This is a genomic window from Arthrobacter sp. efr-133-R2A-120 (assembly GCF_030209835.1).
Classification (GTDB): domain Bacteria; phylum Actinomycetota; class Actinomycetes; order Actinomycetales; family Micrococcaceae; genus Arthrobacter.
In genome coordinates this window covers 16,099-39,864 of record NZ_JARVRF010000056.1, presented here as the reverse complement: position 1 = coordinate 39,864, position 23,766 = coordinate 16,099, and the positions used below count along the sequence as shown (strand labels likewise).

23 protein-coding genes and 1 tRNA gene are annotated in these 23,766 nt (G+C 63.7%); 10 read left to right on the top strand and 14 right to left on the bottom strand.

Annotated features, from left to right (window positions below; all coding sequences use genetic code 11):
- Positions 1-29: 29 nt before the first annotated feature.
- From QRN52_RS20580 to QRN52_RS20565, 4 genes are read right to left on the bottom strand one after another with little or no spacing between them, the layout of a single operon-like run.
- Positions 30-1,784: an ABC transporter permease subunit gene (locus QRN52_RS20580; RefSeq protein WP_284755435.1), complete on the bottom strand. Its 1,755-nt coding sequence runs from the start codon at positions 1,782-1,784 to the stop codon at positions 30-32.
- Entirely contained in the window at positions 1,784-3,310 is a 1,527-nt protein-coding gene (locus tag QRN52_RS20575) for an ABC transporter substrate-binding protein (protein ID WP_284755433.1), read from the bottom strand. The genes QRN52_RS20580 and QRN52_RS20575 overlap by 1 nt, the downstream gene beginning before the upstream one ends.
- Before the next feature lie 51 nt (positions 3,311-3,361).
- Positions 3,362-4,174: an ABC transporter ATP-binding protein gene (locus QRN52_RS20570; protein WP_284755431.1), complete on the bottom strand. Its 813-nt coding sequence runs from the start codon at positions 4,172-4,174 to the stop codon at positions 3,362-3,364.
- The gene (locus QRN52_RS20565; RefSeq protein ID WP_284755429.1) at positions 4,171-4,983 is read right to left on the bottom strand and encodes an ATP-binding cassette domain-containing protein; all 813 of its coding nucleotides are present in this window, start codon (positions 4,981-4,983) and stop codon (positions 4,171-4,173) included. Before QRN52_RS20565 ends, QRN52_RS20570 begins: the two co-directional genes overlap by 4 nt.
- 132 nt (positions 4,984-5,115) lie before the next feature.
- On the opposite strand from QRN52_RS20565, the gene QRN52_RS20560 reads away from it, so the two are divergent.
- Complete coding sequence (locus QRN52_RS20560) at positions 5,116-5,904, top strand: alpha/beta fold hydrolase (protein WP_284755428.1); 789 nt, start codon at positions 5,116-5,118, stop codon at positions 5,902-5,904.
- 7 nt (positions 5,905-5,911) lie between these two features.
- Here the strand turns inward: QRN52_RS20560 and QRN52_RS20555 are convergent, their stop codons facing one another.
- Positions 5,912-6,757 carry a phosphotransferase gene (locus QRN52_RS20555; RefSeq protein ID WP_284755427.1) on the bottom strand — a complete coding sequence of 282 codons (846 nt, stop codon included), beginning with the start codon at positions 6,755-6,757 and terminating at the stop codon, positions 5,912-5,914.
- A gap of 75 nt (positions 6,758-6,832) precedes the next feature.
- Here QRN52_RS20555 and QRN52_RS20550 point away from each other — a divergent pair, with 75 nt between their 5' ends.
- The 3 genes from QRN52_RS20550 (at position 6,833) to QRN52_RS20540 (ending at position 8,564) form a co-directional block, all read left to right on the top strand.
- Positions 6,833-7,447, top strand: coding sequence for a cadmium resistance transporter (locus tag QRN52_RS20550; RefSeq protein ID WP_284755425.1), 615 nt, complete (start codon positions 6,833-6,835; stop codon positions 7,445-7,447).
- A gap of 146 nt (positions 7,448-7,593) precedes the next feature.
- The gene (locus QRN52_RS20545; RefSeq protein WP_284755422.1) at positions 7,594-8,157 is read left to right on the top strand and encodes a hypothetical protein; all 564 of its coding nucleotides are present in this window, start codon (positions 7,594-7,596) and stop codon (positions 8,155-8,157) included.
- Positions 8,158-8,204: 47 nt separating this feature from the next.
- Positions 8,205-8,564: a sec-independent translocase gene (locus QRN52_RS20540; RefSeq protein ID WP_284755420.1), complete on the top strand. Its 360-nt coding sequence runs from the start codon at positions 8,205-8,207 to the stop codon at positions 8,562-8,564.
- A gap of 4 nt (positions 8,565-8,568) precedes the next feature.
- Here the strand turns inward: QRN52_RS20540 and QRN52_RS20535 are convergent, their stop codons facing one another.
- Together QRN52_RS20535 and QRN52_RS20530 are read right to left on the bottom strand one after the other, a co-directional pair.
- Positions 8,569-10,290: an amidase gene (locus tag QRN52_RS20535; protein WP_284755419.1), complete on the bottom strand. Its 1,722-nt coding sequence runs from the start codon at positions 10,288-10,290 to the stop codon at positions 8,569-8,571.
- On the bottom strand, positions 10,287-11,333 hold the full coding sequence (locus QRN52_RS20530; protein ID WP_284755418.1) for an agmatine deiminase family protein: 1,047 nt from the start codon (positions 11,331-11,333) through the stop codon (positions 10,287-10,289). The genes QRN52_RS20535 and QRN52_RS20530 overlap by 4 nt, the downstream gene beginning before the upstream one ends.
- 124 nt (positions 11,334-11,457) lie before the next feature.
- On the opposite strand from QRN52_RS20530, the gene QRN52_RS20525 reads away from it, so the two are divergent.
- Complete coding sequence (locus QRN52_RS20525) at positions 11,458-12,123, top strand: TetR/AcrR family transcriptional regulator (RefSeq protein WP_284755417.1); 666 nt, start codon at positions 11,458-11,460, stop codon at positions 12,121-12,123.
- On the opposite strand, the gene QRN52_RS20520 is transcribed toward QRN52_RS20525, so the two are convergent.
- The 4 genes from QRN52_RS20520 to QRN52_RS20505 are packed head-to-tail and all read right to left on the bottom strand — an operon-like array spanning position 12,120 to position 15,965.
- Positions 12,120-12,959 (bottom strand): PfkB family carbohydrate kinase, encoded by an 840-nt coding sequence (locus tag QRN52_RS20520; RefSeq protein ID WP_284755416.1) that lies wholly within the window; start codon positions 12,957-12,959, stop codon positions 12,120-12,122. The two genes, QRN52_RS20525 and QRN52_RS20520, sit on opposite strands and share 4 nt — an antisense overlap.
- A 48-nt stretch (positions 12,960-13,007) precedes the next feature.
- Entirely contained in the window at positions 13,008-13,505 is a 498-nt protein-coding gene (locus QRN52_RS20515) for a nucleoside deaminase (RefSeq protein WP_284755414.1), read from the bottom strand.
- An 11-nt stretch (positions 13,506-13,516) separates the two neighbouring features.
- A complete protein-coding gene (locus QRN52_RS20510) occupies positions 13,517-14,494 on the bottom strand; it encodes a nucleoside hydrolase (protein WP_284755413.1) in 978 nt (325 codons plus the stop codon).
- A gap of 37 nt (positions 14,495-14,531) precedes the next feature.
- Positions 14,532-15,965 carry an MFS transporter gene (locus QRN52_RS20505; protein ID WP_284755411.1) on the bottom strand — a complete coding sequence of 478 codons (1,434 nt, stop codon included), beginning with the start codon at positions 15,963-15,965 and terminating at the stop codon, positions 14,532-14,534.
- A 158-nt stretch (positions 15,966-16,123) separates the two neighbouring features.
- Here QRN52_RS20505 and QRN52_RS20500 point away from each other — a divergent pair, with 158 nt between their 5' ends.
- Positions 16,124-16,909, top strand: a complete 786-nt coding sequence (locus QRN52_RS20500) for a GntR family transcriptional regulator (RefSeq protein ID WP_284755409.1) — start codon at positions 16,124-16,126, stop codon at positions 16,907-16,909.
- 118 nt (positions 16,910-17,027) lie between these two features.
- On the opposite strand, the gene QRN52_RS20495 is transcribed toward QRN52_RS20500, so the two are convergent.
- Positions 17,028-17,807 carry an SDR family NAD(P)-dependent oxidoreductase gene (locus tag QRN52_RS20495; RefSeq protein ID WP_284755407.1) on the bottom strand — a complete coding sequence of 260 codons (780 nt, stop codon included), beginning with the start codon at positions 17,805-17,807 and terminating at the stop codon, positions 17,028-17,030.
- A 76-nt stretch (positions 17,808-17,883) separates the two neighbouring features.
- Positions 17,884-18,501 (bottom strand): TetR family transcriptional regulator, encoded by a 618-nt coding sequence (locus QRN52_RS20490; RefSeq protein WP_284755406.1) that lies wholly within the window; start codon positions 18,499-18,501, stop codon positions 17,884-17,886.
- A gap of 164 nt (positions 18,502-18,665) precedes the next feature.
- Between QRN52_RS20490 and QRN52_RS20485 the strand changes: the two genes are divergently transcribed.
- Positions 18,666-19,553, top strand: coding sequence for a ScbA/BarX family gamma-butyrolactone biosynthesis protein (locus QRN52_RS20485; RefSeq protein ID WP_284755404.1), 888 nt, complete (start codon positions 18,666-18,668; stop codon positions 19,551-19,553).
- A 1-nt stretch (position 19,554) separates the two neighbouring features.
- Here QRN52_RS20485 and QRN52_RS20480 read toward each other — a convergent pair whose 3' ends face one another.
- The gene (locus QRN52_RS20480; protein WP_284755402.1) at positions 19,555-20,211 is read right to left on the bottom strand and encodes a ScbR family autoregulator-binding transcription factor; all 657 of its coding nucleotides are present in this window, start codon (positions 20,209-20,211) and stop codon (positions 19,555-19,557) included.
- Between QRN52_RS20480 and QRN52_RS20475 the strand changes: the two genes are divergently transcribed.
- From QRN52_RS20475 to QRN52_RS20465, 3 genes are all read left to right on the top strand, one after another.
- The gene (locus QRN52_RS20475; protein WP_350225166.1) at positions 20,159-21,196 is read left to right on the top strand and encodes an NAD-dependent epimerase/dehydratase family protein; all 1,038 of its coding nucleotides are present in this window, start codon (positions 20,159-20,161) and stop codon (positions 21,194-21,196) included. The genes QRN52_RS20480 and QRN52_RS20475 overlap by 53 nt on opposite strands.
- A gap of 251 nt (positions 21,197-21,447) precedes the next feature.
- Positions 21,448-21,523: transfer RNA gene (locus tag QRN52_RS20470), tRNA-Ala, on the top strand.
- Positions 21,524-22,285: 762 nt separating this feature from the next.
- A complete protein-coding gene (locus QRN52_RS20465) occupies positions 22,286-23,677 on the top strand; it encodes a sugar transferase (protein ID WP_284755399.1) in 1,392 nt (463 codons plus the stop codon).
- Positions 23,678-23,766: the final 89 nt, after the last annotated feature.

The following is a 23,766-nucleotide window of genomic DNA, read 5'->3' as shown; positions in this document are numbered from 1 at the left end:
TTCAATTTTCGAACATATATTCGAATGAGTCAATCGGAGCTGCTCGCCGGGTTTCCCTTCGCTGGTTCCCTCGACCACGTCACGCTCGACAATGAAACAGCCAGAATCGAGGCGAGGATCAACGCCGACGCCGGCGCGGCAACGGCCCAAGGGGCGCGCTCCACATAGTTGATGCCCTCAGCCAGGATGAGGCCCCACTCGGGCGACGGCTGATGGGGGCCGAGGCCCAGGAACCCCAAGGCAGCCAAGGCGAGCGCGATTCCCGGTATCCGGAGCATCGAATGCCTGAACACCGGGCCAAGGACCACTGGGAGGATATACCGCCAGAGGATGCGCGCCCGTCCTACGCCCAGGACCGGAAGGATCTTCACGTGGGGCCGGGCCCTTGCCTCCTGCGCCAAGGCCGCTGTGTGGGCTGCCAGGGGTGCCCAACTGACCAAGGCGACGGCTATCGCCGCGCCTTCGGCCGAGGGCCCGGTCATCACGGCAACGATCAGGCCGGCCAGGATAGGGGGAGCGGCGTTGGCTACTTCAAGGGGGCCGGTGGCCGCGAGCGGGAAGAGCCCGACGACGATCCCGATCACAAGGCAAGCCAGCACCACGAGCAAGGCCGTTCCCAGCGTGGACACGGCACCATGCCCCACCCGGGCAAGGAGGTCCCGTCCGCTGGCATCGGCCCCGAAAGGCAGATCGAAGCCCGGGCCGGCAAGCCGTGCATGGTTCGAGGTGAACGGATCGCGAAACAAGCCCACGACAACGATGAGCAGCAAGGCCCCCGCTGCACTGAGCGGAACGGCGACATCCCGCCGTCGTGGTCTTCCCGGCGAGTCTGGAACCGGAACCGTCCCCGAGCGCAGCGCCGCTCCCAAGAGAAGGTATCGGGCAACCGCGCCGAGGGAACCTGCCCCGATCGCCAGCATGAGGAGGGCCAGAACGCCTGCCTGCAGCGCGGGTATGTCCTGGGCGCCCGCCGCGCCCAGGACCGCGCGGCCCAAGCCCGGAATCGCGAACACTTTCTCCACGGCAACCGCCCCGCCGGTAAGGCCAATGAGGACAAGTCCGATCTGGCTCATCACCGATGGCAGGGCCCGGCGGAGCACCGCCGCGGCGAGCCGGGCGCGGGCTGCTCCGGCCATCGCCCACGTGGCCACCCATTTTTCGGCGAACGCCAGGCTGATGGCGTCGGAAAGAAGCCGCCCGATGAGCCCGCCGGCGGGCAGGCCGAGGGAGAGCGCCGGCAACACCGCGTCGTCCATGCCCTGCCAGCCATAGGGCGGAAACCAGCCCAGCCACACGGCACCGACCACAAGGAGCATCGCCGCCAGGAGGAACTCAGGAAGGGCGGTCATGGCCGCCGCCACGACGCCGGAACCCCGCCCGGGGTTCCCGGCCAGCCCGCGGATCACGGAAGGAACGCACAACGCGGTGGCCACCACCGCTGCAACGGCCACCGCGCACGCCATCAGGGTGACGGAGACGCCGAGGGTTTCAACGGTGCCAGGGCCAACAGGCGTATTGGTGATCCAGGAATTTCCCATGTCCCCGCGCATAAGGCCTCCGGCCCAGTCGAGGAAAATGTGTACCGGTCCTCGATCGAGTCCGAGTTCCGCGCGGATCAGGCCCAGCGTTTCATCAGTCGCTTCCCGGTCGGCGTACCGGGCCCGCAGGATGGTGTACTCCGGGCTTTGTCCCGAAAGCCACGGCAATAGCCCGATCAGCACAACTATGGCAAAGAGCGCGACGGCTCGGGAAGCCGCAGTTTTGATGAACGCAGGGCCCCGCATCAGCCGGCGATTCCTGTCTTGCTGGTGATCAGGGCGCGCTCGCGGGGATCACGTTCGACGTCGCGGATCCTGGCCGATTCGCCTTGGATGACGCGCTCGTGCAGCAGCGGCACGGCCGCATCCTTCGAGAGGATCAGTGCTTCGGCGGCGGCAATTGCCGCCCGGCGCTCCGGTCCTGCCGGGATGGCGGCGGCCTTGCTCAGTGCCGCCTCCACCTCCGGATCGCAGAACTGGGAGATGTTGAAGGAGCCTTTGCAGGAGAAGTCGCTGAACATGTAGGCGACGGGGTCGCCGGAGTCGAGGACCGTGGCGCGGGACAGGATGAAAGCATCGAACTTGCCGGCCAGGGCGTCTGCCTCGATGTGCTGGTACTCGCGGACTTCCTGCTCCACGATGAAGCCGGCGGCTTCGAGCTGCTGCTCAAGCTGCACCGCGACCTCCGGCAGCTCGGCCCGGTCAGTGAACGTGCCGAGTTTGATGCGGCGGCCACTGGCGGGTGCCGCTTCCGCACGATTCTTCAGTGTTTCGGTATATGAGGTGTTTTGCCGCTCCTTGGCGGCCCAGGGGAGAGCCGGGCCCAGGAGGCCTTCGGCGATGTCCGCGCGTCCCTCGTAGACCCGGTCAACAATGGTGGCCCGTTCGATCGAGGTGCGTGCCGCTGCCCGGAGAGCGGGATCCGCAAAAGGACCCGCCTTGGTGTTCAGGTAAAGGGTATTGGTGCGGGGCATGGGGACTTCGTGAATCAAGTCTGCCTTGATCTGGGTGACCTGGCCTACGGGAATGGCCTCCACGACGTCGGCGGTTCCGGTCCTCAGGGCGGCCGCGCGCGCCGTCCCGTCGGGAACGTATTGGACGTCGACGCCGTTGCTCGCCGCTTTTTCGCCCCAGTAGTCGGCGAAGCGGTTGAGGGTTGCCGAGCTGGTGCCATCGGCCGACGCAAGGACGTAGGGGCCCGTTCCGGCGTTGATGGGACTCACGACGCCGCCGGGCTTGTAGGCGGACGCGGCGAGGATGGAAAGCTGCGGGCTGGAAAGCCGCTGCGGAACCAGCGGATCGTCCGTTTGGGTGGTTATGACGACGGCGTTCCCGCCGTCCGTGCGGACGCTTAGCTGGACGCCGTCGAGGATCCGCGGCTTGGGCTTGGCATTGGCCGCCGCCGTCAACGATGCCGCCACTTGCTCCGCCGTCAGAAGCGTCCCGTCATGGAATTTCACGCCGGCACGGAGTTCGAAGCGCCAGTTCTTGCCGTCAAGTTGCTTCCAGGCTGTTGAAAGCGATGGCTGGGCATCGCCGAGGGCATCAAGAACCACCAGTGTCTCGGTGGTTTTCCAGCGTGAGAGTTTGAAGGCGTCGTCGCTCAGGGGAGTGAGTCCTGAACGGGGTGGTTGCAACATGGCTACCTTGATTCGGGCGTCAGCACTGCTGGCCGGTGACGCGTTGCCTTGGGCGAAGCACGCGCTGAGGGAGGCGGCCATTGCGGAGGAGAGGAGTATCGCGGCAACTGCTTTTGGACGTGGAATCGCCATGGATTGGTGCCTTCTTTCGTGGGTGTGGGTGGATTAGACGCGGTGGAGTCGTTACGGGCGCGGTGCCGGGAGTGGTGCTGGAAGGAAACGGTGAATGAGTGCCGCGGCGGTGACGAGCTCCTTGGCTTCCACGGTCTGTGGTTTCGCGTACACAGCCGCAGTGGATCCTTGTTCCACGATGCGTCCCCCCGAGAGGACCAGGGTTTGAGAGCACAGACGGGCGACGGCGGCCAGGTCGTGCGAGACAAACAGGAGCCCAAGCCCGTCCCGATGGACCAGCTGTTCAATGAGGGCCAAGACCGTGTTCCTGAGGGGAAGATCGAGCCCGCTGACGGGCTCGTCTGCCAGGAGGAAAATCGGCGCGGGAACCAAGGCGCGGGCAATAGCCACGCGTTGCTTTTGCCCGCCCGAGAGTTCCCTGGGCCTGCGCGTAAGCATGCCAGGGTCGAGATCGACCCGTTGCAGGGCATCCAGGATCATCCTGCGGTGGTCTCCGTCGATGCGCAGTTGCCTCAGGGGTTCCAAGAGAAGCCGCTCCACGTTCATGCCCGGATCGAGGCTCGCCGCCGGATTCTGCGGGATGTATTGCACCGCCCGGCGGTACCATCTCAAGGACGGGGCCGGACCGGGCACAACCGGGGCGTCGTTGAACGTGACGGTTCCGGCGTCAGGCTTCTCCAAAGCAAGCAAGATCCGCAGGAGGGTCGATTTTCCCGCGCCAGAGCCGCCCACCAGGCCGATGCTGTCTCCCATCGCAATGCTGAGGGAAACGTCCTGCAATGCGGGCGGGGCTGACCGTTGCTTCAGAAGCCCTCTGCCTGGGTAGCTAAGACCAAGGTTTTCGGCGCTCAAGACTGCATTCATGCTGTGGCTTCCCGGCGAAGGGAATCGAAGCCGACATGGGCGGCTTCCACCAGTTGCTTCGTGTAGGGGTGCCTGGGCCGCTCCACGAGCGACTGCATCGATCCCTCCTCGACGATCCGGCCGGAACTCAGGACAACGGCCTTGTGGCAGAAGGCCGCAGCCACGGCGAGGTCATGCGTAATGAACAACATCGCGCCGGCGGATTCGGAATGTGCAGATTCGAAATGCGCAGATTCCGAGTACAAGGACAAGGCATCGAGGACCTTGGACTGGCTGACCATGTCCAATGCGGTAGTGGGTTCATCCGCCACCAGGACGGAGCTGGGGCAGGCAAGGGCGAGTGCGACGCAGACCCGTTGCAGCTGACCGCCCGACAATTCGCCGCTGAAACTTTCCATGGTCCGCTCGGCTTCCCCTATTCCCACCGACGCGAGCAGCTCAAGTGCCCGTTGCCGTGCCATCGAGCCGGAAAGGCCGGCCTGCCGCAGCGGGATCTCCAACTGTTTGCCCAGGCGCACCAAGGGATTTAGCGCTGACATCGGGTCTTGATGGATTGCGGTGATCCCGACGCGCTGGCGTTGCCGATTGGACAACGCCACCTCCACTCCATTGATCCGCAACCGCCCGGAAGCACTCATCGCCGCTGGAAGCTGTCCCAGGAGGGCAGCCGCGGTCAGGGACTTGCCTGAACCCGAGGCTCCGAGAAGAGCCAGTCTTTGACCCGGGTCGATAGCGAAGCTGACTCCGTCGATCAAGGCGCGTCCGCGGAGGGACACCCTCAAGTCTTGAACCAGGAGGGCAGGGTGCATGGGGAACTTTCGGGTAGGAATGAGAATGAATCTTGATGCTATCAATACTCATTCTCATTAATCGAAATATTGAGGCTTATTGAGCCCCCACGCTCTTGCCAAATAGCCACAGCCGGCGGTTAGGGTGGGGGCGTGGACTTTGAGCATGGCTATGCACACAACGGCTCCCTGCAGATGTATTACGAGGTTCATGGCCAACGTCGGCCGGACCGCACGCCCTTGCTATTGATCCATGGCGGCGGGTCCACGATCGAGTCGAACTTCCGGGAGCTCATTCCGCTGCTGGTCGAGACGCGGCAAGTCATTGCCGTCGAAGAAGAAGGCCATGGCCACACGGCGCCGATCGATCGTCCCCTTACTGCCGAAAACTCAGCCGCAGACGTCGCGGCGGTCCTTCGTCAGTTGGATGTGCCGTTGGCGGATGTGCTCGGCTTCAGCGCCGGCGGGCACACCGCGCTCGCATTGGCCATGGAACATCCTGCGCTCGTACGAAGGTTGATCATCGCTTCGTCCATGGCCGCACGCGACGCCATGGTGGATGGATTCTGGGATGGACTGCAAAACGCGACTGCCGCAGACATGCCCGAGGTCTACCGGGACGCCGACCGCAAGCTCAATCCGGACCCTCAACACCTTGAGAAACTCTTTGTCCTGGACAGCCAGCGAATGCTCACGTTTCCCGGATGGTCCGAGGAACAATTGGGCTCCATCACCGCTTCGACCCTCGTGTTGCTCGCCGACCGTGACGTGATCAAGCCCGAGCACGGAGTGCAAATGGTCCGGGCGATCCCGGGGAGCCGCTTGATGATCGTGCCGGGAAACCACGGGGACTACCTTGGGGAGCAAGCAGCCAGCGACGGCGATCTCCGGACGATGCGTGCGACCTTCCCCTTTCTCCTGCGCCACCTCGACGAAGCCTAAGGGGCAATCACCTTATTGCGGCGTGGAGAACTGCGGCATTTTCGGCCAGCCACGCTTGGCGGCGAAGAATCTTGTCACCGACGCCTTCATCCCACATCCGCTTCCACCCGCCGCCCTGGGTGAGCGCCCTCCGCCGCATCAAATGCCAGGAGCGCTCGGCGGCGTTCCGGGCGACGCCAACAACCTTGGCTCGATCAGCCGGACCTAGGCCATAGGCGTCCACCAGCACGGCGGCCCGGGAGGCGGCGTCGACCTCGCGCATCACGGGATCGCGGTCGCTGATGGGCATCCAGGCGCCCCACCAGAGGAGCAAGTTCGCGACTTCTTCCGCCCGGGTCGCGGGGCGCACCAAATCGAAGTCGATCAGCGCGACGGCGGTACCGTTCCGGAAGACGACATTCTCCGGAGTGATGTCCATGTGGGCGAGGAATGTCGCAGGTCCCGCAATCGAGCTCGGACACCCCTGGGGATCGGCAGCGTCGCCCGCGCGTGCCCAGTCCGGTACCCCAAGCGGCTGCACGGCGTCATCGTAGGCCCGCACCAAGCGCGCGACGCTGACGGCGCTCGATTCGTCGGCGACCCAACCGGGCCAGGGGCGGCCGGCGGTGTCACCGGGCACGAAACCCAGGGTGTCCCTGCCGCTTTCGTCGATGCCCAGGAAGCGGGGCGCCCCGTGGAATCCGGTCGATTGCAGGAAATCCAGGAGGCGGCGGACTCGCGGCGAAGCGTCGCTCACAGGGCGCCGCACGGTATCGCCCACCCGGACGAGCCCCTCCGTCACGTCTCCGCCGAGCAATGGAACGGCAGGCTCCGGCTGCTCGGGCTCGACGTACGGACGGGTATCTGCAGTCATCGTCCGATGCTGCCACGGCGGAGTCGATGGCGCCAGCCGGTGCGGTCCGCGCAAGAGCGCAGGCTCCAAGCGGTAGTGTCATCAGCGATGGAAGATCTGGGCGGCACGGTGCTGACAGCGGCTGGAGCCTTTGCGGCGACAAACCTCGATGACCTCCTGGTCCTGTCCGTTCTCTTCTTGTCAGCCAGGACGCGCCCGGTGCCAAGACTCTGGAGAATTTGGGTAGGCCAGTACATCGGCATCGGAATGCTGACCGGTGCGGCGGCCGCAGCGGCATTGGCGCTCACTCCTGTCCCGGTGGAGTGGGTGGGATTCCTCGGCCTCGTGCCGCTTGTCTTGGGCTGTTACGCCTTAATTAAGGTTGCCCGCCCGTCCGGAGATCCACCGAAGCCCCGCTCGTTGACGGTGCCCGTGGTTGTCGCGGTGACAGTGGCCAACGGCGGAGACAACATCTCCGTATACATTCCGCTGTTCCACTCGCTGGAACCGCCTGCTTCGGTGGTGACGGGGCTGACGTTCGCGGTGATGGTGGCGGTGTGGTGTGCCGCGGGCTACTGGCTGACCGCGCACCCGAAGGTGGGCGAGATCTGCCGCTGGGCCGGAAACTGGGTTATACCCGTGGTGTATGTCGCGCTTGGGGCCACAATCATTGTCCACTCCGGAGTCATTTCGATGCTGTTCCAGCGCTGATCTGTACGCATTCATCGCAGCTCGGCTCGGCCTCGCGATTCTTGGAAGTTTCGGTATTTAGACGCAGCATGCAGCGTTCTCCCATCCGCAAGTGATATGACTGCGGGTGGGTTTCAACCGGAAGCGCGCAGGAGGATTGGCAGGGTATGTTCCGAGGTTGGTTTGTTGTAAGCGCGCTCGTGCTGCTTTTCGGGGCAGCGGCTGTGTTGGGGTTCGGAGCCATCCTCCGCGCCAAGAGTGTGGCGGCCCGGATTGACGCGGCCGCCGCAGGGATATTGGCCGCGGCCATGGCGGCGGTAGGGCTCGGATGGGCTCCGCTGGGTGTGGTCCCGCTGGGAGCGGCGATTGGCCTTGTCTTCCTCCTGTTCGCCGTCAGGATCGTGTACCAAGGGCCACGGACAGCGGGAACAGCCGGGACAGGGCGATGGTCGGCGATCTATGGCGCAGGCATGGCGGCTCTTTCGGGCTGGGTACTGCTCTCCGCGTCGAGTGGAGCCGGATCGGTGTCGGATCATCCGGGACACCAACTGGGAATCATCCTTGCCGACATCATGGGCGCGCTGCTCATGCTCTTCGCCGCAACGGGGTGGGTGTTGGGCACGTTCGCGATGCCGGTCGAGAGCAAATCGCACGCTGTGCCCCGATTGAAGGGTGTCCGCGAGGCGCTGATGGCGGCTGGACTTGCCGTCGCGCTGTACGCGATCTCATAAGCCCGTCGCCGCCCGGAGCGACCGGGCGGTGGATTTAGAATGGAGCCATGATCGATATTTCGGTCGAGAAGGTTGCCCTTCTCCTGATCATTGCCGTTTTGGTCCTCGGACCCACCAAGCTTCCGGAGTATGCGAGGAAGCTGGGGCGGCTTATCCGCGAATTGCGGCGCATGGCCTCCGGCGCGCAGGAAAAGCTCCGCCAGGAACTCGGTCCGGAATTCGAGGACATCGATTGGCGGAAAATGGATCCGCGCCAATACGATCCCCGCCGCATCATCCGTGAAGCCCTCCTCGAGGACGAACCGCTTCCGGAGCCTGCCATCTCAACCCAGGTGCAGCCTCCTGCCCGCCCGGTTGTGCGTTTGGCGGCCGGGCAGAAGGCCCCTTTCGACGACGAGTCCACCTGATCGGTCAGTCGAGCCGCGGTGTGCGCGGGGGAACGGTGCGGCGCTCGCCTGTTGCTTCAAAGGCCGCAGCCAGGGCCAGCAGCGCGGTGTCGTCGTAGGCGCGGCCGGCAAACGTGAGCCCCACGGGCATGCCGGTATCGCTCATGGTTCCCATCGGCACGGTGACTGTCGGGATCCCGAGATGCCGCGGAACGAGGTTGCCGTTGGCCACCCATACGCCGTTGCGCCATCCGAGATCGGCTGAGGATTTGTTGACGTCCATGTCGGCTGGTCCGACGTCGGCGGCGGCGGGGAAGATGACCGCATCCAGGCGGAGGCCGTCCATCCATTCCTCGAGGTCCACCCGCCGGGTCTCTTCGAGTCCGCGGAGGCCTTCTTCGAGGAGCGGGATGTCGGTGACGGAAGCAACCGCGTGCGTGCGGATGTGCGCCGGGTAGTCGGCGATATCGTCGTCGAATCCGTCATAGCGGTCGGGGAGCGCCCCTTCCGGGTGCGGGAAAATCGCGCTGCCTTCGACGTCGGCGAGGCTGTTGAGTGCCGGGTCCCCGTTGGCCGAGAGGAAGTCGTCCCACGCCCACGCCGAGAGGTCGACGATTTCCCGCCGGAGGAACTCCGGGCTGACCAATCCGCGGGTGGCGATGGTGGGCGCTCCCGGGCGGTCGCCTTCGTAGTTGGAAACCACGGGGAAGTCCACCAACACCACGTCGGCACCGGCGGATTCGAGGTCGCGCCGGGCCGCCTCCCACAGTTCCAGCACGGAAGCGCGCGTGTCGATTCGCTGGCCGGTGGGTCCGCCGATGCCAGGAGTCTCGCTGGTCCCGGCGTCGGGGTCCGCGTTGATGTACATGCGCGGCACCCCGAAGCGTTTGCCCTTCAAAGCCGAGCGCGCGCCGTCGACGTCGGATGGTGCCAGCGTCGGGTACGAGGCCGGACGGACCCGGGACGCGGCCGGGATCTCAACCCACGGCTGCGCGCGCCAGAAGTCGCCGCGGGTTTCGGCGTCGTCGGCAACAATGACATCCAGCAGTTCCAGGAGGTCGGCCATGGACCGCGTGTGGGGCACCACGACATCCATGGTGGGGACCAGCGGCCAGTTGCCGCGCACTGAAATGACTCCTCGCGAGGGCGTGTACGCGCACAAGGCATTGTTCGACGCCGGCGCGCGGCCACTGGACCAGGTCTCCTCGCCCAGGCCGAAGGCTCCGAAGCTCGCCGCGGTCGCGGTTCCCGAGCCGTTCGAGGAGCCGGAACCGAAAGCCGCGGTGAGGAAAGCGCCGTTGTAGGGGCTCTCGGCGCGTCCGTAGACCCCGCGCTGCATGCCGCCGTTGGCCATGGGCGGCATGTTGGTCAGTCCGATGAGCACGGCGCCTGCCGCGCGGAGGCGTTCGATGGTGAAGGCATCGCGTTGGGCGATGAGGTTTTCGAACGCGGGGGAGCCCGCGGCGGCCGTGAGCCCTTTGGCCAGGTAGCTATCCTTGGCGGTGTACGGAATGCCGTCGAGGGGCCCGTGGGTGGCGCCGCTTGCCCGGCGCTCGTCGGAGGCCCGGGCATCTGCGAGAGCTTCGGGGTTCATGACAACAAGCGCGTTCAACGTGATGCCGTTGCGGTCGTAGGCGTCGATGCGGTCCAGATACGCCTGGGTGAGTTCCTCGCTGGTCACCTCACCGGCTTCCAGTGCTGCGCGCAACTGTGCAATTGAGGCCTCGACGACGTCGAAGCGGCTCATCGTGCAGCCTGCCCGTTGAGTGTGGGCTGCTGCTGCGTGATGCAGTGGATTCCCCCGCCCCGGGCGAGGATCGGCCGGGCATCCACGGTGACGACGCGGCGGCCCGGGTAGGCCTCGGCCAGGATTTCCGCGGCCAGGGCGTCGGCCCGCTCTTCGCCATAGCCGCAAGCAATGACCCCACCGTTGACCACAAGGTGGTTCACGTAGCTCCAATCGACGAAGCCTTCCTTGTCGCGGAGGGTCTCGGGCGCGGGAAGCAGCGTGATCTCGAAAGGTTTGCCGGCGGCGTCCTCCTGGGTTTCGAAGAACCGCTGCAGGGAGCGGCTGACCTCGAAATCGGGGTGTTCGGGATTGGTCTGCGAGTGCAGCAGGACCCGGCCGGGGGAGGGAAGCGTGGCCACCATATCGATGTGGCCGCGCGTGCCGAGGTCCTCGTAGTCACGCGTGAGGCCCCGCGGTACCCACACGGTGTGGGTAGTGCCCAGCGTGCGTGAGAGTTCCGCTTCGACTCGTGCCTTGTCCGCGTGGGGGTTCCGGTGCGGATCCAGCTGGACGGTTTCGGTGACGAGGACGGTGCCTTCACCGTCGACGTGGATGGCGCCGCCTTCGTTGACCAGCAGCGAAGTGACCAGTTCCGCGCCGGACGCTTCGGCGATAAAGCTGGCCATGCCGGCGCTCTTCTGCCATTCGGACCAGGCCGGTGCGCCCCAGCCGTTGAAGATCCAGTCGACTGCGCCGAGCACACCGGGGCGCTCGTCGTCGACGACGAACGTTGCTCCGACGTCGCGCATCCAGAATTCGTCGAGGGGCGCCTCAAACTGTTCGATTCCGGCGCCGAGCATGCGGCTGGCCCGGTCCCGTTCGCTGGGGTCGACCACCATGGTGACGGGCTCGAACTCGGACACCGCGTGGGCGACGGCGGTCCAGGCCGCGTACGCTTCTTCCGCCGAAGCGGCGTCGTCGCCCAAGGTCAGGCCGGTGCGGGGGAACGCCATCCAGGTGCGGTCGTGGGGGGCGGTTTCGGCTGGCATTCTCCAGGCCATGGAATTCTCCTCTGTGTTGTGAGGTTGTAGCCGCGGAACCAGGGCGTCCTTGCCTTCGGTGCGGCTGATGGATCTTGTTGATCGCATGATCAATAAGAAGAAAACTACTTTAGACTGTTCTGTGATGTCAAGCACCATACAGAAACGCGCTGCCCGGAAGACGCCGGCCGAACGCGCGGCCGAAATAGCCGAGGCCGCCCGGGAAATAGCGCTTGAGCAAGGGCTTTCCGCCATTACGCTGCGCAATGTGGCAGCGCGGGTGGGCGTGGCCTCGGGGCTCGTCGCGCATTACGAACCCAATGTGGAGGCCCTCGTGGCGGGCACCTTTGCGACCATCGTGGCGGCGGAGACCGAGGAGGTCGCGGGCCTTCTGGAGAGGCTGCCGACTCCCTTGGAAAAACTCGGGATGCTCCTCGAAACGCTTATGGACGGCAGCCGGCTCGATGTCACTGCAATCTGGGTGGAGGCGTGGACCCTAGGGCGCAGGAACGAGGCGCTCGCAGCCTGCGTCCGTGAGCAGATGGATGCATGGCAGGCAGTGGTGCAGCGCGTCGTCGAGGCAGGGATCGAATCCCGTGAGTTCGACACGTTCGACGCTCCGTCGGTCGCCTGGCAGATCCTGGGCATGGTGGACGGCCTGAATGCCCAGGCGCTGGTGCGCTGGGACGGCGTCAGTGACCGCGGTACGCATCTGGCCCGCGCGGTGGAAGGCATGGTAGGTGCGGCCCGCGGTTCGCTGTTGCCGGGCGGTGTCGCGCACATCGGGCGGATCTCAAGTTCGGATCCTTAGATCCCCAGGTAGTGTTCCAGCCGCTCGAACTCCGGTTGGGAAAGCTCGCTCGCGACGGCGGCGGCTCCCACCGCGCAGGCCGCCGCGAGGCTGCTTTCCTCATCAAGGCCCGATGCAAGTGCCAGCACCAGGGCCGCACAGAAGGCGTCGCCGGCCCCCACGCTGTTGACAACGCTCGTCTTGCTCGCGGGCGCATGGGCGGTCTTGACCCCTTGCCTGTACATCGACGCCCCGCCCGCACCGTAGGTAACGGCCACGCGTTTGGCGCTCCGGAGTTCGGGGATGAGCTCGTACTCGGACTCGTTGACGATCACCAGGTCGCACCGTTCCAAAAGTTCTGCCGGGAGTGCCTGTGCCGGGGCCGCATTGAGGGCGAAGAACCCGGTGGTGCGGCGCGCGGCTTCCAGCACGGCGTCGACGGCGATCTCCAGTTGCGCAAGCACGGGGCCGCCGTCGGAGAGCTCGGCGCGGTCCAGCGAGACCAGCGTGTTGGCTCCAGGTGCGACGGCGATCTGGTTTTCGCCGTCGCTGTCGATCACGATCAACGCCGTGCCCGTGGGCGCGGATACCTGTTCCACTGCCGCAACATCAACCCCTGCCCGGTCCAGGGCCTCCATGAGAAGCCGGCCGTCCGGGTCCTCGCCAACGGCGCCCACCATGCGGGCCCCACCTGCCAGCCTCGCAGCAGCCGCCGCTTGGTTGCCTCCTTTTCCGCCGGGCTGACGGGTAAGGGTGCCTCCGCCGATGGTTTCACCAGGGGAGGGCAGGCGGTGGACGCGGCACGTGAGATCGACGTTGAGGCTGCCAACGACTGTGAGCGTGGTGGGGATAGGCATGGGTTGTCCTTCGGGGATGGTGCGGGATGGCGGTGTTGGGTTTCCGGTCTAGTGCCAGAACCCGAGGTGGACCTCTGTTGCCTCGGGAAGCGGAACAGGGCCCGTTACGGTGACATTTCCGCCGCCGTGGGCAAGGACTTCGCGGCAGGGCAGGTCAAGGGTGGGCACACCCGACTGCTCGGTGACGATCGAGGCAAGGTCCTTCTCGGACAAGGCATAGACCACGCGTCCGATTCCTGCCCAGTAGATCGCGCCCGTGCACATGGCACACGGTTCGGTGCTGGTGTACAGGGTGCTGCCGGCCAATGCCCCGGCATCGAGCGTTTTGGCGCTCAGGCGGACCAGATTCGTCTCGGCATGCCCGGTGGGATCGTGTTCCGTGTTGACGGTGTTCATGGCTTCCACGATGGTTCCGTCCGGGGCCAACAGGAGTGCGCCGAACGGATGGTCGCCGCGATCCCGGGCTGCCCGCGCGAGGGAAACGGCGCGGTGCAGCAACTCGAGGTCGGCCTGGCTGGGCCCGGTGGGCGAAGAAGAAGTGTTCATCAAAAGCCCCTTTAGTTCGTCGCGGGCAAGGACAGGATCCGCTCCAGGAGGTGCGCCGCGGCGTCGCCCTTGACGGACAGCACAACCCGGGACGCCCGTTCCGGTACCTTCCGCGCGCTGGCGGCTCCGCCGTCGAGACGCTCACAGCGGGTCTGGCCATGAGCCGCACCCGTGCTCGTGTCCACGGAGATTCCGACGTGCGGGGCGTCGTCCAGCTCGAGGGCACCCACGGCGATTGCCGCTGCTAGCGGATCGTGGAGGGCGGCGCAATGCTCACCGAAAATGGTGTTGTAAAAGGCGAAGTACTGGACGAGCATGCCGGAGAGTGCGCTGGCCACCGGATGCCCGGCTGTCGCAAGGGCCGCGCGATGGGCCTCATCGAAGCGGTGGTTCATGGTGACGTCCAAGGGAACCAAGGTCACCGGCCAATCGGCCTCCGTCACCACGGCCGCCGCCTCTGCGTCATTGAAGATGTTGGCTTCGGCGACAGGGCTGATGTTGCCCGGCACAAACGCGGCCCCACCCATGATGGTGACATCGCGGACGAGTGCCGGGAGCTTCGGGTCCAGCTTCAGCGCGAGGGCCAGATTGGTGAGCGGACCGACGGCGATGACCCGCAACTCACCCGGGTGCTCATTGGCGAGCCGCACGAGCATCTCCGCGGCGGTCTCTGATTCGAATGTCAGTCCGGAGTCTTCCAAGGTGACCCCGCCGATGCCGTTCTCGCCGTGAACGTGCGGCGCTCCGCCGTCGAACGTTCCCACGAGGGGATCGTGGGCACCCACGGCAACCGGGATCGCGGCCCTGCCGGCAGCGTGCAGCAGGTTCAAGGTGTTGACGGCCCCGGTCGCGGCGCTGACGTTTCCGCTGACCGTTCCGATCCCGGCCAGCTCCACCTCGGGGCTCGCCAGAAGATAGGCGATTGCGAGGGAATCGTCGATGCCGGTATCGCAATCGAGATAGAACGGCTGCGGTGTGGTGGTGGTCATGGTGCTCCTTCGTGGATGTGGTGACGTGGGTTCGGGCTTAGGCATGGGCGACGACGACGGCGGGTGCCGCTGCGGCGCTCGCAGCGACAGGCCGGAGGACCAGGGAAGCAGCAAAGGCTGCGAGGGCGAAGCCCGCCGAGATCCACAGGGCAGTTTGGTAGCCGGCGATGGTTCCGGCGGCGACGGCGGGTGCGACGACGGCGATTCCCACACTGGCTCCGATTCCAAAGCATGCCCCATTCAGGCCGGGCACGGAACCCGGCGCCGATTTGGGTGAATTCAACACGGCGATGCCGCTGACGGTGCTCTGGAACTGGCCGAGATAGAGGACTCCCATGATGATCAGCAGGGCGAAGACCATCCAGCGGTCCGCGGCAAAGATTGCGACCGCTACTGCTGCAACGACGATCAGCCCGCTGCTGATCCGCAGGGCCTTGAACCAGCCGATCCGCTGCGCGAACCAGCCGGAGAACACTGCAGTGAGCACGCCCACGAAGGCTGTGGGCGTCAGGTACAGGAGGGCTGACATGGAAGCGGACAGTCCGTATCCGGCTCGTGCGTCCTGGCTCAGGAGGATCACGGTGAAGTTCAACGCCGAGAAGATGCCGGCAAGTGTCAGCACCGTGCTCGCCAAGACCGGCCATACTTGGCGGGACCGCAATTGCTCGATCGCGATCAGCGGACGCGCCACCCGCCTTTCCACGGCCACGAACGCCAGCCCGGCAATCAGTGCGCCGGCGAGATAGCCGAGGGTCCAGACATCGCCCCATCCGGAAGTGGAAGCCTGTCCGATCAGGTTGCTCAAGAGAACCAGGAACGTGCCCAGGGTGCCCGCGCCCCACCAGTCCATGCGTCCCTCCCGTGTCCGGGCGGGCCTCTTCGGGACCACGACGGCGACCAGCACGATCGCCAGCACGCCCACGGCGAGGACCAGGACAAAGAGGAACTGCCAGCCGATGGTGTCGGTGATGAATCCGCCCAGGAAGCCGTCGAGCCCGCCGATGCCGCCGTTGACCGCCGAAATGACGCCGACGGAAATGCCGAAGAGGCGTTTGCTGAAGCGCTCGGACAAGAGCAGGAAAGAAATGGTGAACGTGGCGCTCGTGGCACTCTGCAGGACCCTGCCCACGAGAAGAACGGTCAGGTTCGGCGCCAAAAGGCATAGGACCGTGCCGCACAACATGAGGGAGAGGACGATCAACAGGGTCCGGCGGCGTCCCAGGAAGTCGCTCCATCGGGAAAATGCCATACCCAGGACGGCGCCGGTCAGGAAGAACAGCGACTGGACCTTGGCCACGTTTTCCGTGGATTCCTGGAAATGGGCGGCCATGGCCGGCAGGGCCGCCGAGAACAGGCTGGCGTTGAGCTGGTAACTGAGGATCGAAAGGATGAGCGTGGCGATGAGGACAGGCACTCGGGCTGCTTTTCGCCGGACAGGGAGCCCTGCGGTGTTGGTGGCTTGGGTTGTCATGGACAAACTTCCTTGTTTGAAACAAAACGGCTTCGGGGGCGGCTCGATGCAGGTGTGGCGCAGAGCACAAGATGGCTTATATGTGAATCATACACGCTTGTTATACAAGCTCGGAATACCAATCGCGTAAACTCTCAATATCGACGAAGGGAGCCATCTTGGACCGCAGTGCTGAGGCCGTTCTTTCGGAGCCGTTGGATGCAACCGCCAACATCCCGCTCCGCGTTGCCGTTTACTCGCGCATCATGAACGCAATCAGGGCGGGGCACTTTCCCGTTTCGTCGCTATTGCCTTCGGAAACGGACCTGGGTTCGGCGATGAAGGTCAGCCGGACGGTGGTCCGTGAGGCGCTCATGCTCCTCGAGGAAGACGGATACGTACGGTCCCGCCGGGGCATTGGACGCTTTGTGGCTACCCGCCTGCCGCGGGTCGGCCTTGAACGGATCAGGCCGATGGAAGAGATTTTGGCGGAGGCCGGCTCCGCTATCCAGGTCAGCCGTACGCAGCACGTACTCCACCCGTCGTCGTCGGTGTTCACCGCAGAGCCCCTCGGAATCCGCGAAGAGGAGCCCTCCTGGTTCTTCGAGAGCGTCCTCAGACGGGATGGCTCACCTATTGCCTTAGTCCAAGAGCATGTCGCAAGCAAGGGGGGGCTCATTGATCGTGACCCTGAAGCGGCACGGGCCATTGTGGACGACGCAGGGGGGGAGGCTACGCTCCTGGCTAACTTGATCACGGCTGTTGGGCCGGCCTTTGGTCCCGGCGAGACCGACATTGCTGCGGGCACCCCGGGCGTCGCCCGAGGCGAGCTGCTTGAGCTGGATGCCAAGGATCCGGTGCTGATTCTGACTCAGACCGTGGAGCACTCCGGCCAGGTTGTCTACTTGGCCAAGACACTGGTCAACACGGGAGTAGTCCAGATCGGAATCATCCAGGGAACCTGATCGCAGGGCTGCCCATTTTCGCGTGGCAGCCCAAGTGGCTGGCAGTAGATGCCGTTTTGGGCGCTCAAAACGACACCTACTGCGAGTTGGTTGGGCGTGCGACTAGTTGGCCGTGGGACTAGTTGGCCGGGCGCACGGCTCGTCCCGCGGCCGCGATCACAAGCTTCTCCGGGAGCAGCTTGACGGCTACCCGGGCAACAAAGGAGTTGAGCCGGCCATCCACAACGCTTGGCTTGTTCCCGCGAATCGCGGACATGGCGGTGTCCACGACTTGTCCCGGGGTCCGCATGGATCCAGCGGCTGCAGCCTCGCCGGCGACTTCAAAGAACGGTGTGTCCGTAGCCCCCGGGCACACGGCCAGGACTTTCACGCCCGTTCCTTGCGTCTCTGCCCACAGCGCTTGGGTGAACGAGAGTACGAAGGCCTTTGTGGCCCCGTAGACGGCCATGTGGGGTATCGGCTGGAATGCGGCCGTACTCGCGATGTTGATGATGGTCCCCGCGCCGCGCTCAACCATACCGGGCAGGTAGCGCGTGGTGGTACCGACCAAGGTGGAGCAGTTCAACTGGATCTGTTCTGCATAGCGATCGGCGTCTGCGTCGAGAACTTGTCCGTGTGTTCCGAATCCCGCGTTATTGACCAGGATGTCCACTGTGAGTCCCAGGGAATCGGTGGTGAGCTGGAGTTCCTTTGCGGAGTCCGGCAGGCTCAAGTCCATGGCCAGGACGGTCACTTCGGTGCCGAGCCCGCGAAGTTCATCCGCAAGCGCGTCAAGTTTGTCCTGGCTGCGCGCAACCAGGATCAAGCGTGCGCCCTCTGCGGCCAGCCTTCGGGCAAAGACTGAGCCAATGCCGGTAGACGCTCCAGTGATGAGGGCTGTTTTGGCTGAAATATTCATTTCTACTCCTAATAAACTGACTGTGCGGTTTGTTTTTTGGCTACGCGTCGAAGTCTTTGGCTCTTGGTTTGCTGCGCTACTCGCTGGAAATGAACTGCTGCTCGAGGAGCTGCAGTAGTAGGGTCGCGCGTCGCTCGAAGGCATCGAGATCTTTGGGGTCAAGGGCGTCGGTGACCGACTTCAACCCATCGAATGCGGCCACGATAACCGTTGCCGCGTCGCCGGGATCGCCTGAAAACGTCAAGACGCCGCTTGCGCGGCCCCGTTGAAGAATGTCGGCGACGAGATCCACCCATGCGGCCAGCGGGGAGGCTCCGCCGGGGTGCTCCTTCGTGGATGCCAGTTGATTCGCCAAATGCACCACGCCCCACGCGGATGTGTCGCTCAGGACTGTCCTGACCATGAACTCCCCGAGATGGCGCAACTCCTCCAGAGGGTTGTTCTTGCTGAGAATTTCCTCGTGGACACGGCGCAGCCAACGTGCCTTTTGCTCGTCGACGACGGCCTGGGCCAACATTGCCTTCGAGGAGAAATGGAAGTAGATGGCCCCCTTCGTGAGCCCGACTTCGCGGATGATGTCGTCCATCCGGGTCTGCTCGAAACCCTTGCGCGCAAAAACATCCGCGGCAACCCGAAGGATCTCACTACGCGTGGCTGCGCCCTTGGGCGTGCTGCCGGTATCGCCTATCTCCATATAGCCAAACTACAAACCGACCAGTAGGTATGTCAATTTGGGGCCGGTTCACTCCCTCCGATAGCTCCATGGGCCCGGCTTGCCGATAGGATTTGGGCGTTTAATGGGGGCGCAACAGCAGCGATCGTTGCTCCAGCAGATCCTGGGAGGAGTGGGGGGACCCAATGCGCGATGAAGCGCTCTTCGAGGCTTCCGTCAATCGGGAGCTCGTTCATAAGCGCTCCGTTTCGGAAGTCTTCTTGACTGACTTTGTTCAATCAAGTTCCAGGCGGTTCGTTGCGGGGGCGCAATGGCCGCGATGGCATGTCTTTTATGGATCGCCGGACGGTTCCCCGGATTCGGCCCTCATGGCCGAGACGTTGAGGCAGGCAGTGATCTTTTTGTCCCACTTGTGCGGAGTGCCCCTCACGCACAAGTTCCTCATGCCGCACATGAGCATCTCGGTGGAACCCACGGCCTTGGATCCCCTGGTGCCCGCGCAGGTTGCTGTCGAGCTTGACGTGAAGGATATGAAGCTCAGCGGAGGGCAGCTGTCGGCCCTGACTGTGTCTGCGCGGTTCGTCGTTGATGGCACTCCCATCGGGGAAGGTGCGGCGGCTGCCCGCATTGTGAATCCTGCCACGTACGAGCGATTTCGCGGCGCGGTCCCCCCTGTGCTTCCCGGGGCCGGCGAAGACTTGCTGGCATGTGCCGACGTCGGGCATGCCACCCAGCGGAACGTGATGCTCGGGCAAAGTTCGCGCCCGTCCGTCTGGCCGCTGCGGGTTGATCCAACCCACCCCATCTTCTTTGACCATCCCCTGGACCATGTCCCGGGAATGCTTCTGGTTGAAGCCGCGAGGCAAGCTGTGCGCGCAGCGTCTTCCCGCCCGGATGCCGATTTTGCCCTGTTTGAGGCGGAATTCATGAAGTTGGTCGAGTTCAGCTATCCCGTGGATGTTGCTGTGACACAGCTCGAACCACATAATGCCCTCGGTGTGATGAGGGTCCGGTTGTTGCACCAGGAAGACATCCTCATGTCCTTGTTGGCTCGGGTCAAAAGTCCGCGCTAGTTCACGGGGTCACTGAGCCCTGCGGGTGAATCGGCGCGATCGCGGGCATCATGAAACGCCACATGTCGTCGATCCGCTTGAGAACGTCGCGCCGTTCGGTCAGCACGTTGGAAACCATCTGGACGCCCGTGAAAGACGCAACCAAATACCGTGCGAAATCCGCGGCATCAACTTCGGGCCGCACGTCACCTTCCAGTTGAGCCTGGCGCGTCAGCATCTCCATGGTCGTGACCCAGTCCTGGTAGGGACCTTTGACGTCTCCATTGAACGCCGAAGCTTCAAATGTCAGCCGGATTCCAGCCCTGACAATGGGCTCGTCGAGTAGCTGTTGCCCGAATGTCCGGCACATGGCGATCATGGTCTCCAGTGCGGGCAGTCCCGCGGCGGCGATCTTCTCTCCCGCGACACGCACGATGTTGTGCTGTTCGGCGATGACCGCAAGCGCCAGGTCTTCCTTCGACTTGAAATGGAAGTACAGCGCGCCTTTGGTGACCGAGGCGCGGTCAGTGACGTCGCTCAGGCTTGCATTTCCGTAGCCGACCTCTTCAAAGATCGACGCTGCTCCCTCAATTACTGCTGTTCGGGTGGCTTTGGCACGTTGTTGCATGATCAGCGTGGAGACCTCTCCGGTTTCTGCGTCCGGGATACTTGAGTACATGAATCTGACGAACCCTGAGGATCGGTTGAGGGCCATGCCAACACGTGTTGACCGTGTGCCCCGGGTTCTGGTCCTGGGTTCGTCAGGCTTCATTGGAAGCCGGGTTGCAGCCTCACTCGCCGGATCCGGAGAGGCGCACGTTGTGGCACTCTCACGAAAACCGGTTGCAAGACTACGAAACAATAACGCTACCATTGCGACCGCCGACATTTCCGTGCCGGGGAGCCTGATCCCCTTCTTGTCCGATACGGATGTCGTCATCCACGCAGCATCATATGTGGGCTCCGACCCTCGTCTTGCCCATGCGATCAACGAGATCGGCACGCGCAACGTCATTGAGCAGTGCCGGCAAGCCGGAGTTGACCGGCTGATCTATGTCAGCACCTGCAGTGTTTACGGAAGCGGCCCGCACCGCGGCCTCCTTGAAACCGAGGCCGGCTATCACCCGGCATCGGTGGCCAGCGCCAGCCGTGCGGCGGCTGAACAGTTGGTTCTCGGCTATGGCGCCGAGGTTGTTCGTCCCAACCTCGTGTTCGGCGCGGGAGACCGCTGGTTTGTTCCGGGGCTGCTCAAGCTGCTGGAAGTGGCGGGGGGATGGCCGGGCGATGGTTCGGCGCTGCTTTCGCTCATTGGTGTGGAGGCGCTGGGAGGACTGGTTTCCGGGCTTGCCCTGGCTCCTCGGCAACCCGGACGGGCCTTCCATGCCGCATATCCGGAACCCGTTCGGGTGTCATTCCTTCTGCAGAGTGTTGCCCGGATATTCGATATGGAGTACCCGAAGTTTCTGGGAGATGATGAACGTGCCGGCTCTGCACTGCGCGCCGCAGGATTCAGCGGCCACCAGATTGACTTGGTGACGAAGGATCACTGGTACTCCTCTGAGCATCTCTGGCGGATATCCGGGCGCGAACCCGAAACGTTCAGCAGTGCTCTTGCTGAATTTTCTTCCGCCTACCTGGTTTCCCGCGAGCTCGATCGATCATAAACCGGTTGAACGGTTTGTTTAATGGCCTTCCAGTCTCTAGACTTCAGCCCAGTGGCTCGTTGTGTTTGCGGCAACAAGTTGAAGGGCAGTAATGGGGGGAGGTGCGGCCGAGCAATCGACCGCACCTCATCTGTCCTAACGCGCCTCACCTAACGGGGAGCCGACGGCGTTCGATTTCCTATCTCACATCGTTGTGGTTTAGTATTGACGAGTTGCTCCGGCGGGGATGAAAGTCGCGGCGGGCAAAGTTCGGGGCTGTGGCGCAGCTGGTAGCGCACCTGCATGGCATGCAGGGGGTCAGGGGTTCGAGTCCCCTCAGCTCCACCAAAGGGGTCTATTCGAACATGGACGTGATCCGTGTTTCGCTAGGCTCAGAATTATTGAAATTGACAGGGTCACCCATTTCGGGTGGCCCTTTCGTTTTCCCCGGGGTTCTCCGTTGCTATTGCCGGCTGTCCGTGGAACTTGCCGGCACCGTTCAACCCGCCGGCAAACAGCTCAGGAAGCGCTGGACAGACGGAAACCCGAAACTATTAAATAGCTGGTCCGTAAAATGCAGTGGCCCGGAACCTTTTGGTTCCGGGCCGCTGCTCGTTTTTGCCGGGTTCCATTGCTTGGTGCCCGGATCCAGCAAGCAGGAGTACTCGAGTGCGATGCAGGTACGGCGGCGAACGTTGCAGGTGTCGTCGCTTGGAAATGATAGGTGGGGGCTACTCGTGTGAGGGGAGCCGATCTTTCATAGCCTGAAGTTCCCTTTGGTTGGCAATTTCCGACGTCGAGCCAGCCAGACCAAGAACTTGTGGAAGAAGCGGGTGTCGATGTGCCCTGCAACATGCTTGTGATAAAAGTGCGCTGCCCTTTTGTATCGAAAAGTGTGGCAACAATTGCCCCAGGAGATAGCGGGCAAACTCTCCATGCGACGATGGTGTGGCCGTGAGCCCCTCGGAAGAAGCTGCAACAGGTGACGTTGGATTCGGGCTTCGTACGTCTTTCATCAAAGATCCTTTGTTCGACCGTTCCCAACGTGACGGTAGGCGTTATGCCGGCGCCGTGTCCGGAGTGTTTTGGGCTCGCCGCTACTACCGTCTTTTGTGGCTCGTCGATGCCATAGTCGTTTTTTCCGTGGCCGCTTTCGCGCAGGTTGCCCGATTTGGATTCGAAAATGCCTTTGTTATTATTGGCGGCTTTCGTGTGGGATATTTTCCGATTTCGCTAGCGCTCGCCAGCGCCTGGATGGTCGCGTTGGGTGTCTACCGCAGCCGGGACAAGCAAGTCGTTGGAATCGGCCCGGACGAGTACAAACGCGTCTTTAGCGCGACCATAGTCCTCCTTGGGCTGCTCAACATGGCGTGCGTTGTCTTCGAGATAGAGATTGCGCGCGGCTACATTGCACTCGTGTTTCCGCTGGGGTGCCTAGGACTGATGACGTCCCGGTGGTCGTTGAGGCGGTGGCTGACGCGCCAGCGCGTTCATGGACATTACCTCTCGAGAGTCTTGGTCCTGGGCGCCTCCGAAGAAGTCCGATACGTCATCAACCAGATTGAGAAGAAGTCCGGACCGATCTATAAAGTAGTCGGCGTCGCGCTGCAGGGCCCGCAGCAGCCGCCAAACCTGATGGTCAACGGAAAGGCCGTGCCCGTCGTCGGCGACATCTATTCGGTCGTGCACGCGGTCGCGGCGACCGATGCCGATGCAGTCATCATTGCCGGGCAGGTTGAAGGCGGCAGTACATACATTCAGGAGCTCGGCTGGCAGTTGGAGGAAAGTTCAACCGAGCTGATCCTGACGACAGGACTGACAAATGTGGCCGGCCCCAGGATTCATTCGCGTCCTGTGGAGGGGCTGCCGCTCATGCACGTTGAGCTCCCGCAATATGCCGGTGCCAAGCATGCGATGAAACGGGTGCTCGACGTCATTCTCTCGGCCGCCGCCTTGGTGGTGTTGTTGCCCGTTTTTGCGGTGCTCGCCGTTCTGATCCGGCGGGACAGCCCGGGGCCCGTAATTTTCCGGCAGGAGCGCATTGGGCGAAGAGGACAAACCTTCGTCATGTTCAAATTCCGTTCCATGGTGGAGACCGCGGAGCAGGACCTGGCCCAGTTGCTTGACCAGAATGAGGGTGCCGGGTTGCTATTCAAGATGGAACACGACCCTCGGGTAACCCGGGTCGGTAAATGGATGAGGCATTATTCCCTCGATGAGCTCCCGCAGTTCTGGAATGTGTTTCTCGGGGACATGAGTCTCGTTGGTCCCAGGCCACCCCTCCAACGGGAAGTCGATGGCTACGAGAGACACGTCCACCGCCGGCTTTACATCAAGCCCGGGCTGACCGGAATGTGGCAAATCAATGGCCGCTCGGAGCTTAACTGGCAGGACAGCGTCCGGCTGGACCTGTATTACGTCGAGAACTGGTCGATCGTCGGAGACATCATCATTCTTTGGCGGACGGCGCGGGCGATGATCCGGCCCGTGGGCGCATATTAGGCCACACCAAAGACGGCGGGACCTTTGAACGCTTGAGGATCAGGGCAGGGCCGAGTTCCTGCTGAGTGGTCATTCGGGCCCGGACGAGT

Coding starts and splice junctions, on each gene's coding strand:
- QRN52_RS20565 (WP_284755429.1), bottom strand. CDS start 4,983: ATGCACCCTGCCCTCCTGGTTCAAGACTTGAGGGTGTCCCTCCGCGGA.
- QRN52_RS20555 (WP_284755427.1), bottom strand. CDS start 6,757: ATGACTGCAGATACCCGTCCGTACGTCGAGCCCGAGCAGCCGGAGCCT.
- QRN52_RS20520 (WP_284755416.1), bottom strand. CDS start 12,959: ATGCCTATCCCCACCACGCTCACAGTCGTTGGCAGCCTCAACGTCGAT.
- QRN52_RS20475 (WP_350225166.1), top strand. CDS start 20,159: ATGATCAGCGTGGAGACCTCTCCGGTTTCTGCGTCCGGGATACTTGAG.
- QRN52_RS20525 (WP_284755417.1), top strand. CDS start 11,458: ATGTCAAGCACCATACAGAAACGCGCTGCCCGGAAGACGCCGGCCGAA.
- QRN52_RS20580 (WP_284755435.1), bottom strand. CDS start 1,784: ATGCGGGGCCCTGCGTTCATCAAAACTGCGGCTTCCCGAGCCGTCGCG.
- QRN52_RS20495 (WP_284755407.1), bottom strand. CDS start 17,807: ATGAATATTTCAGCCAAAACAGCCCTCATCACTGGAGCGTCTACCGGC.
- QRN52_RS20505 (WP_284755411.1), bottom strand. CDS start 15,965: ATGACAACCCAAGCCACCAACACCGCAGGGCTCCCTGTCCGGCGAAAA.
- QRN52_RS20485 (WP_284755404.1), top strand. CDS start 18,666: ATGCGCGATGAAGCGCTCTTCGAGGCTTCCGTCAATCGGGAGCTCGTT.
- QRN52_RS20535 (WP_284755419.1), bottom strand. CDS start 10,290: ATGAGCCGCTTCGACGTCGTCGAGGCCTCAATTGCACAGTTGCGCGCA.
- QRN52_RS20515 (WP_284755414.1), bottom strand. CDS start 13,505: ATGAACACTTCTTCTTCGCCCACCGGGCCCAGCCAGGCCGACCTCGAG.
- QRN52_RS20545 (WP_284755422.1), top strand. CDS start 7,594: ATGTTCCGAGGTTGGTTTGTTGTAAGCGCGCTCGTGCTGCTTTTCGGG.
- QRN52_RS20480 (WP_284755402.1), bottom strand. CDS start 20,211: ATGTACTCAAGTATCCCGGACGCAGAAACCGGAGAGGTCTCCACGCTG.
- QRN52_RS20575 (WP_284755433.1), bottom strand. CDS start 3,310: ATGGCGATTCCACGTCCAAAAGCAGTTGCCGCGATACTCCTCTCCTCC.
- QRN52_RS20510 (WP_284755413.1), bottom strand. CDS start 14,494: ATGACCACCACCACACCGCAGCCGTTCTATCTCGATTGCGATACCGGC.
- QRN52_RS20490 (WP_284755406.1), bottom strand. CDS start 18,501: ATGGAGATAGGCGATACCGGCAGCACGCCCAAGGGCGCAGCCACGCGT.
- QRN52_RS20540 (WP_284755420.1), top strand. CDS start 8,205: ATGATCGATATTTCGGTCGAGAAGGTTGCCCTTCTCCTGATCATTGCC.
- QRN52_RS20530 (WP_284755418.1), bottom strand. CDS start 11,333: ATGGCCTGGAGAATGCCAGCCGAAACCGCCCCCCACGACCGCACCTGG.
- QRN52_RS20570 (WP_284755431.1), bottom strand. CDS start 4,174: ATGAATGCAGTCTTGAGCGCCGAAAACCTTGGTCTTAGCTACCCAGGC.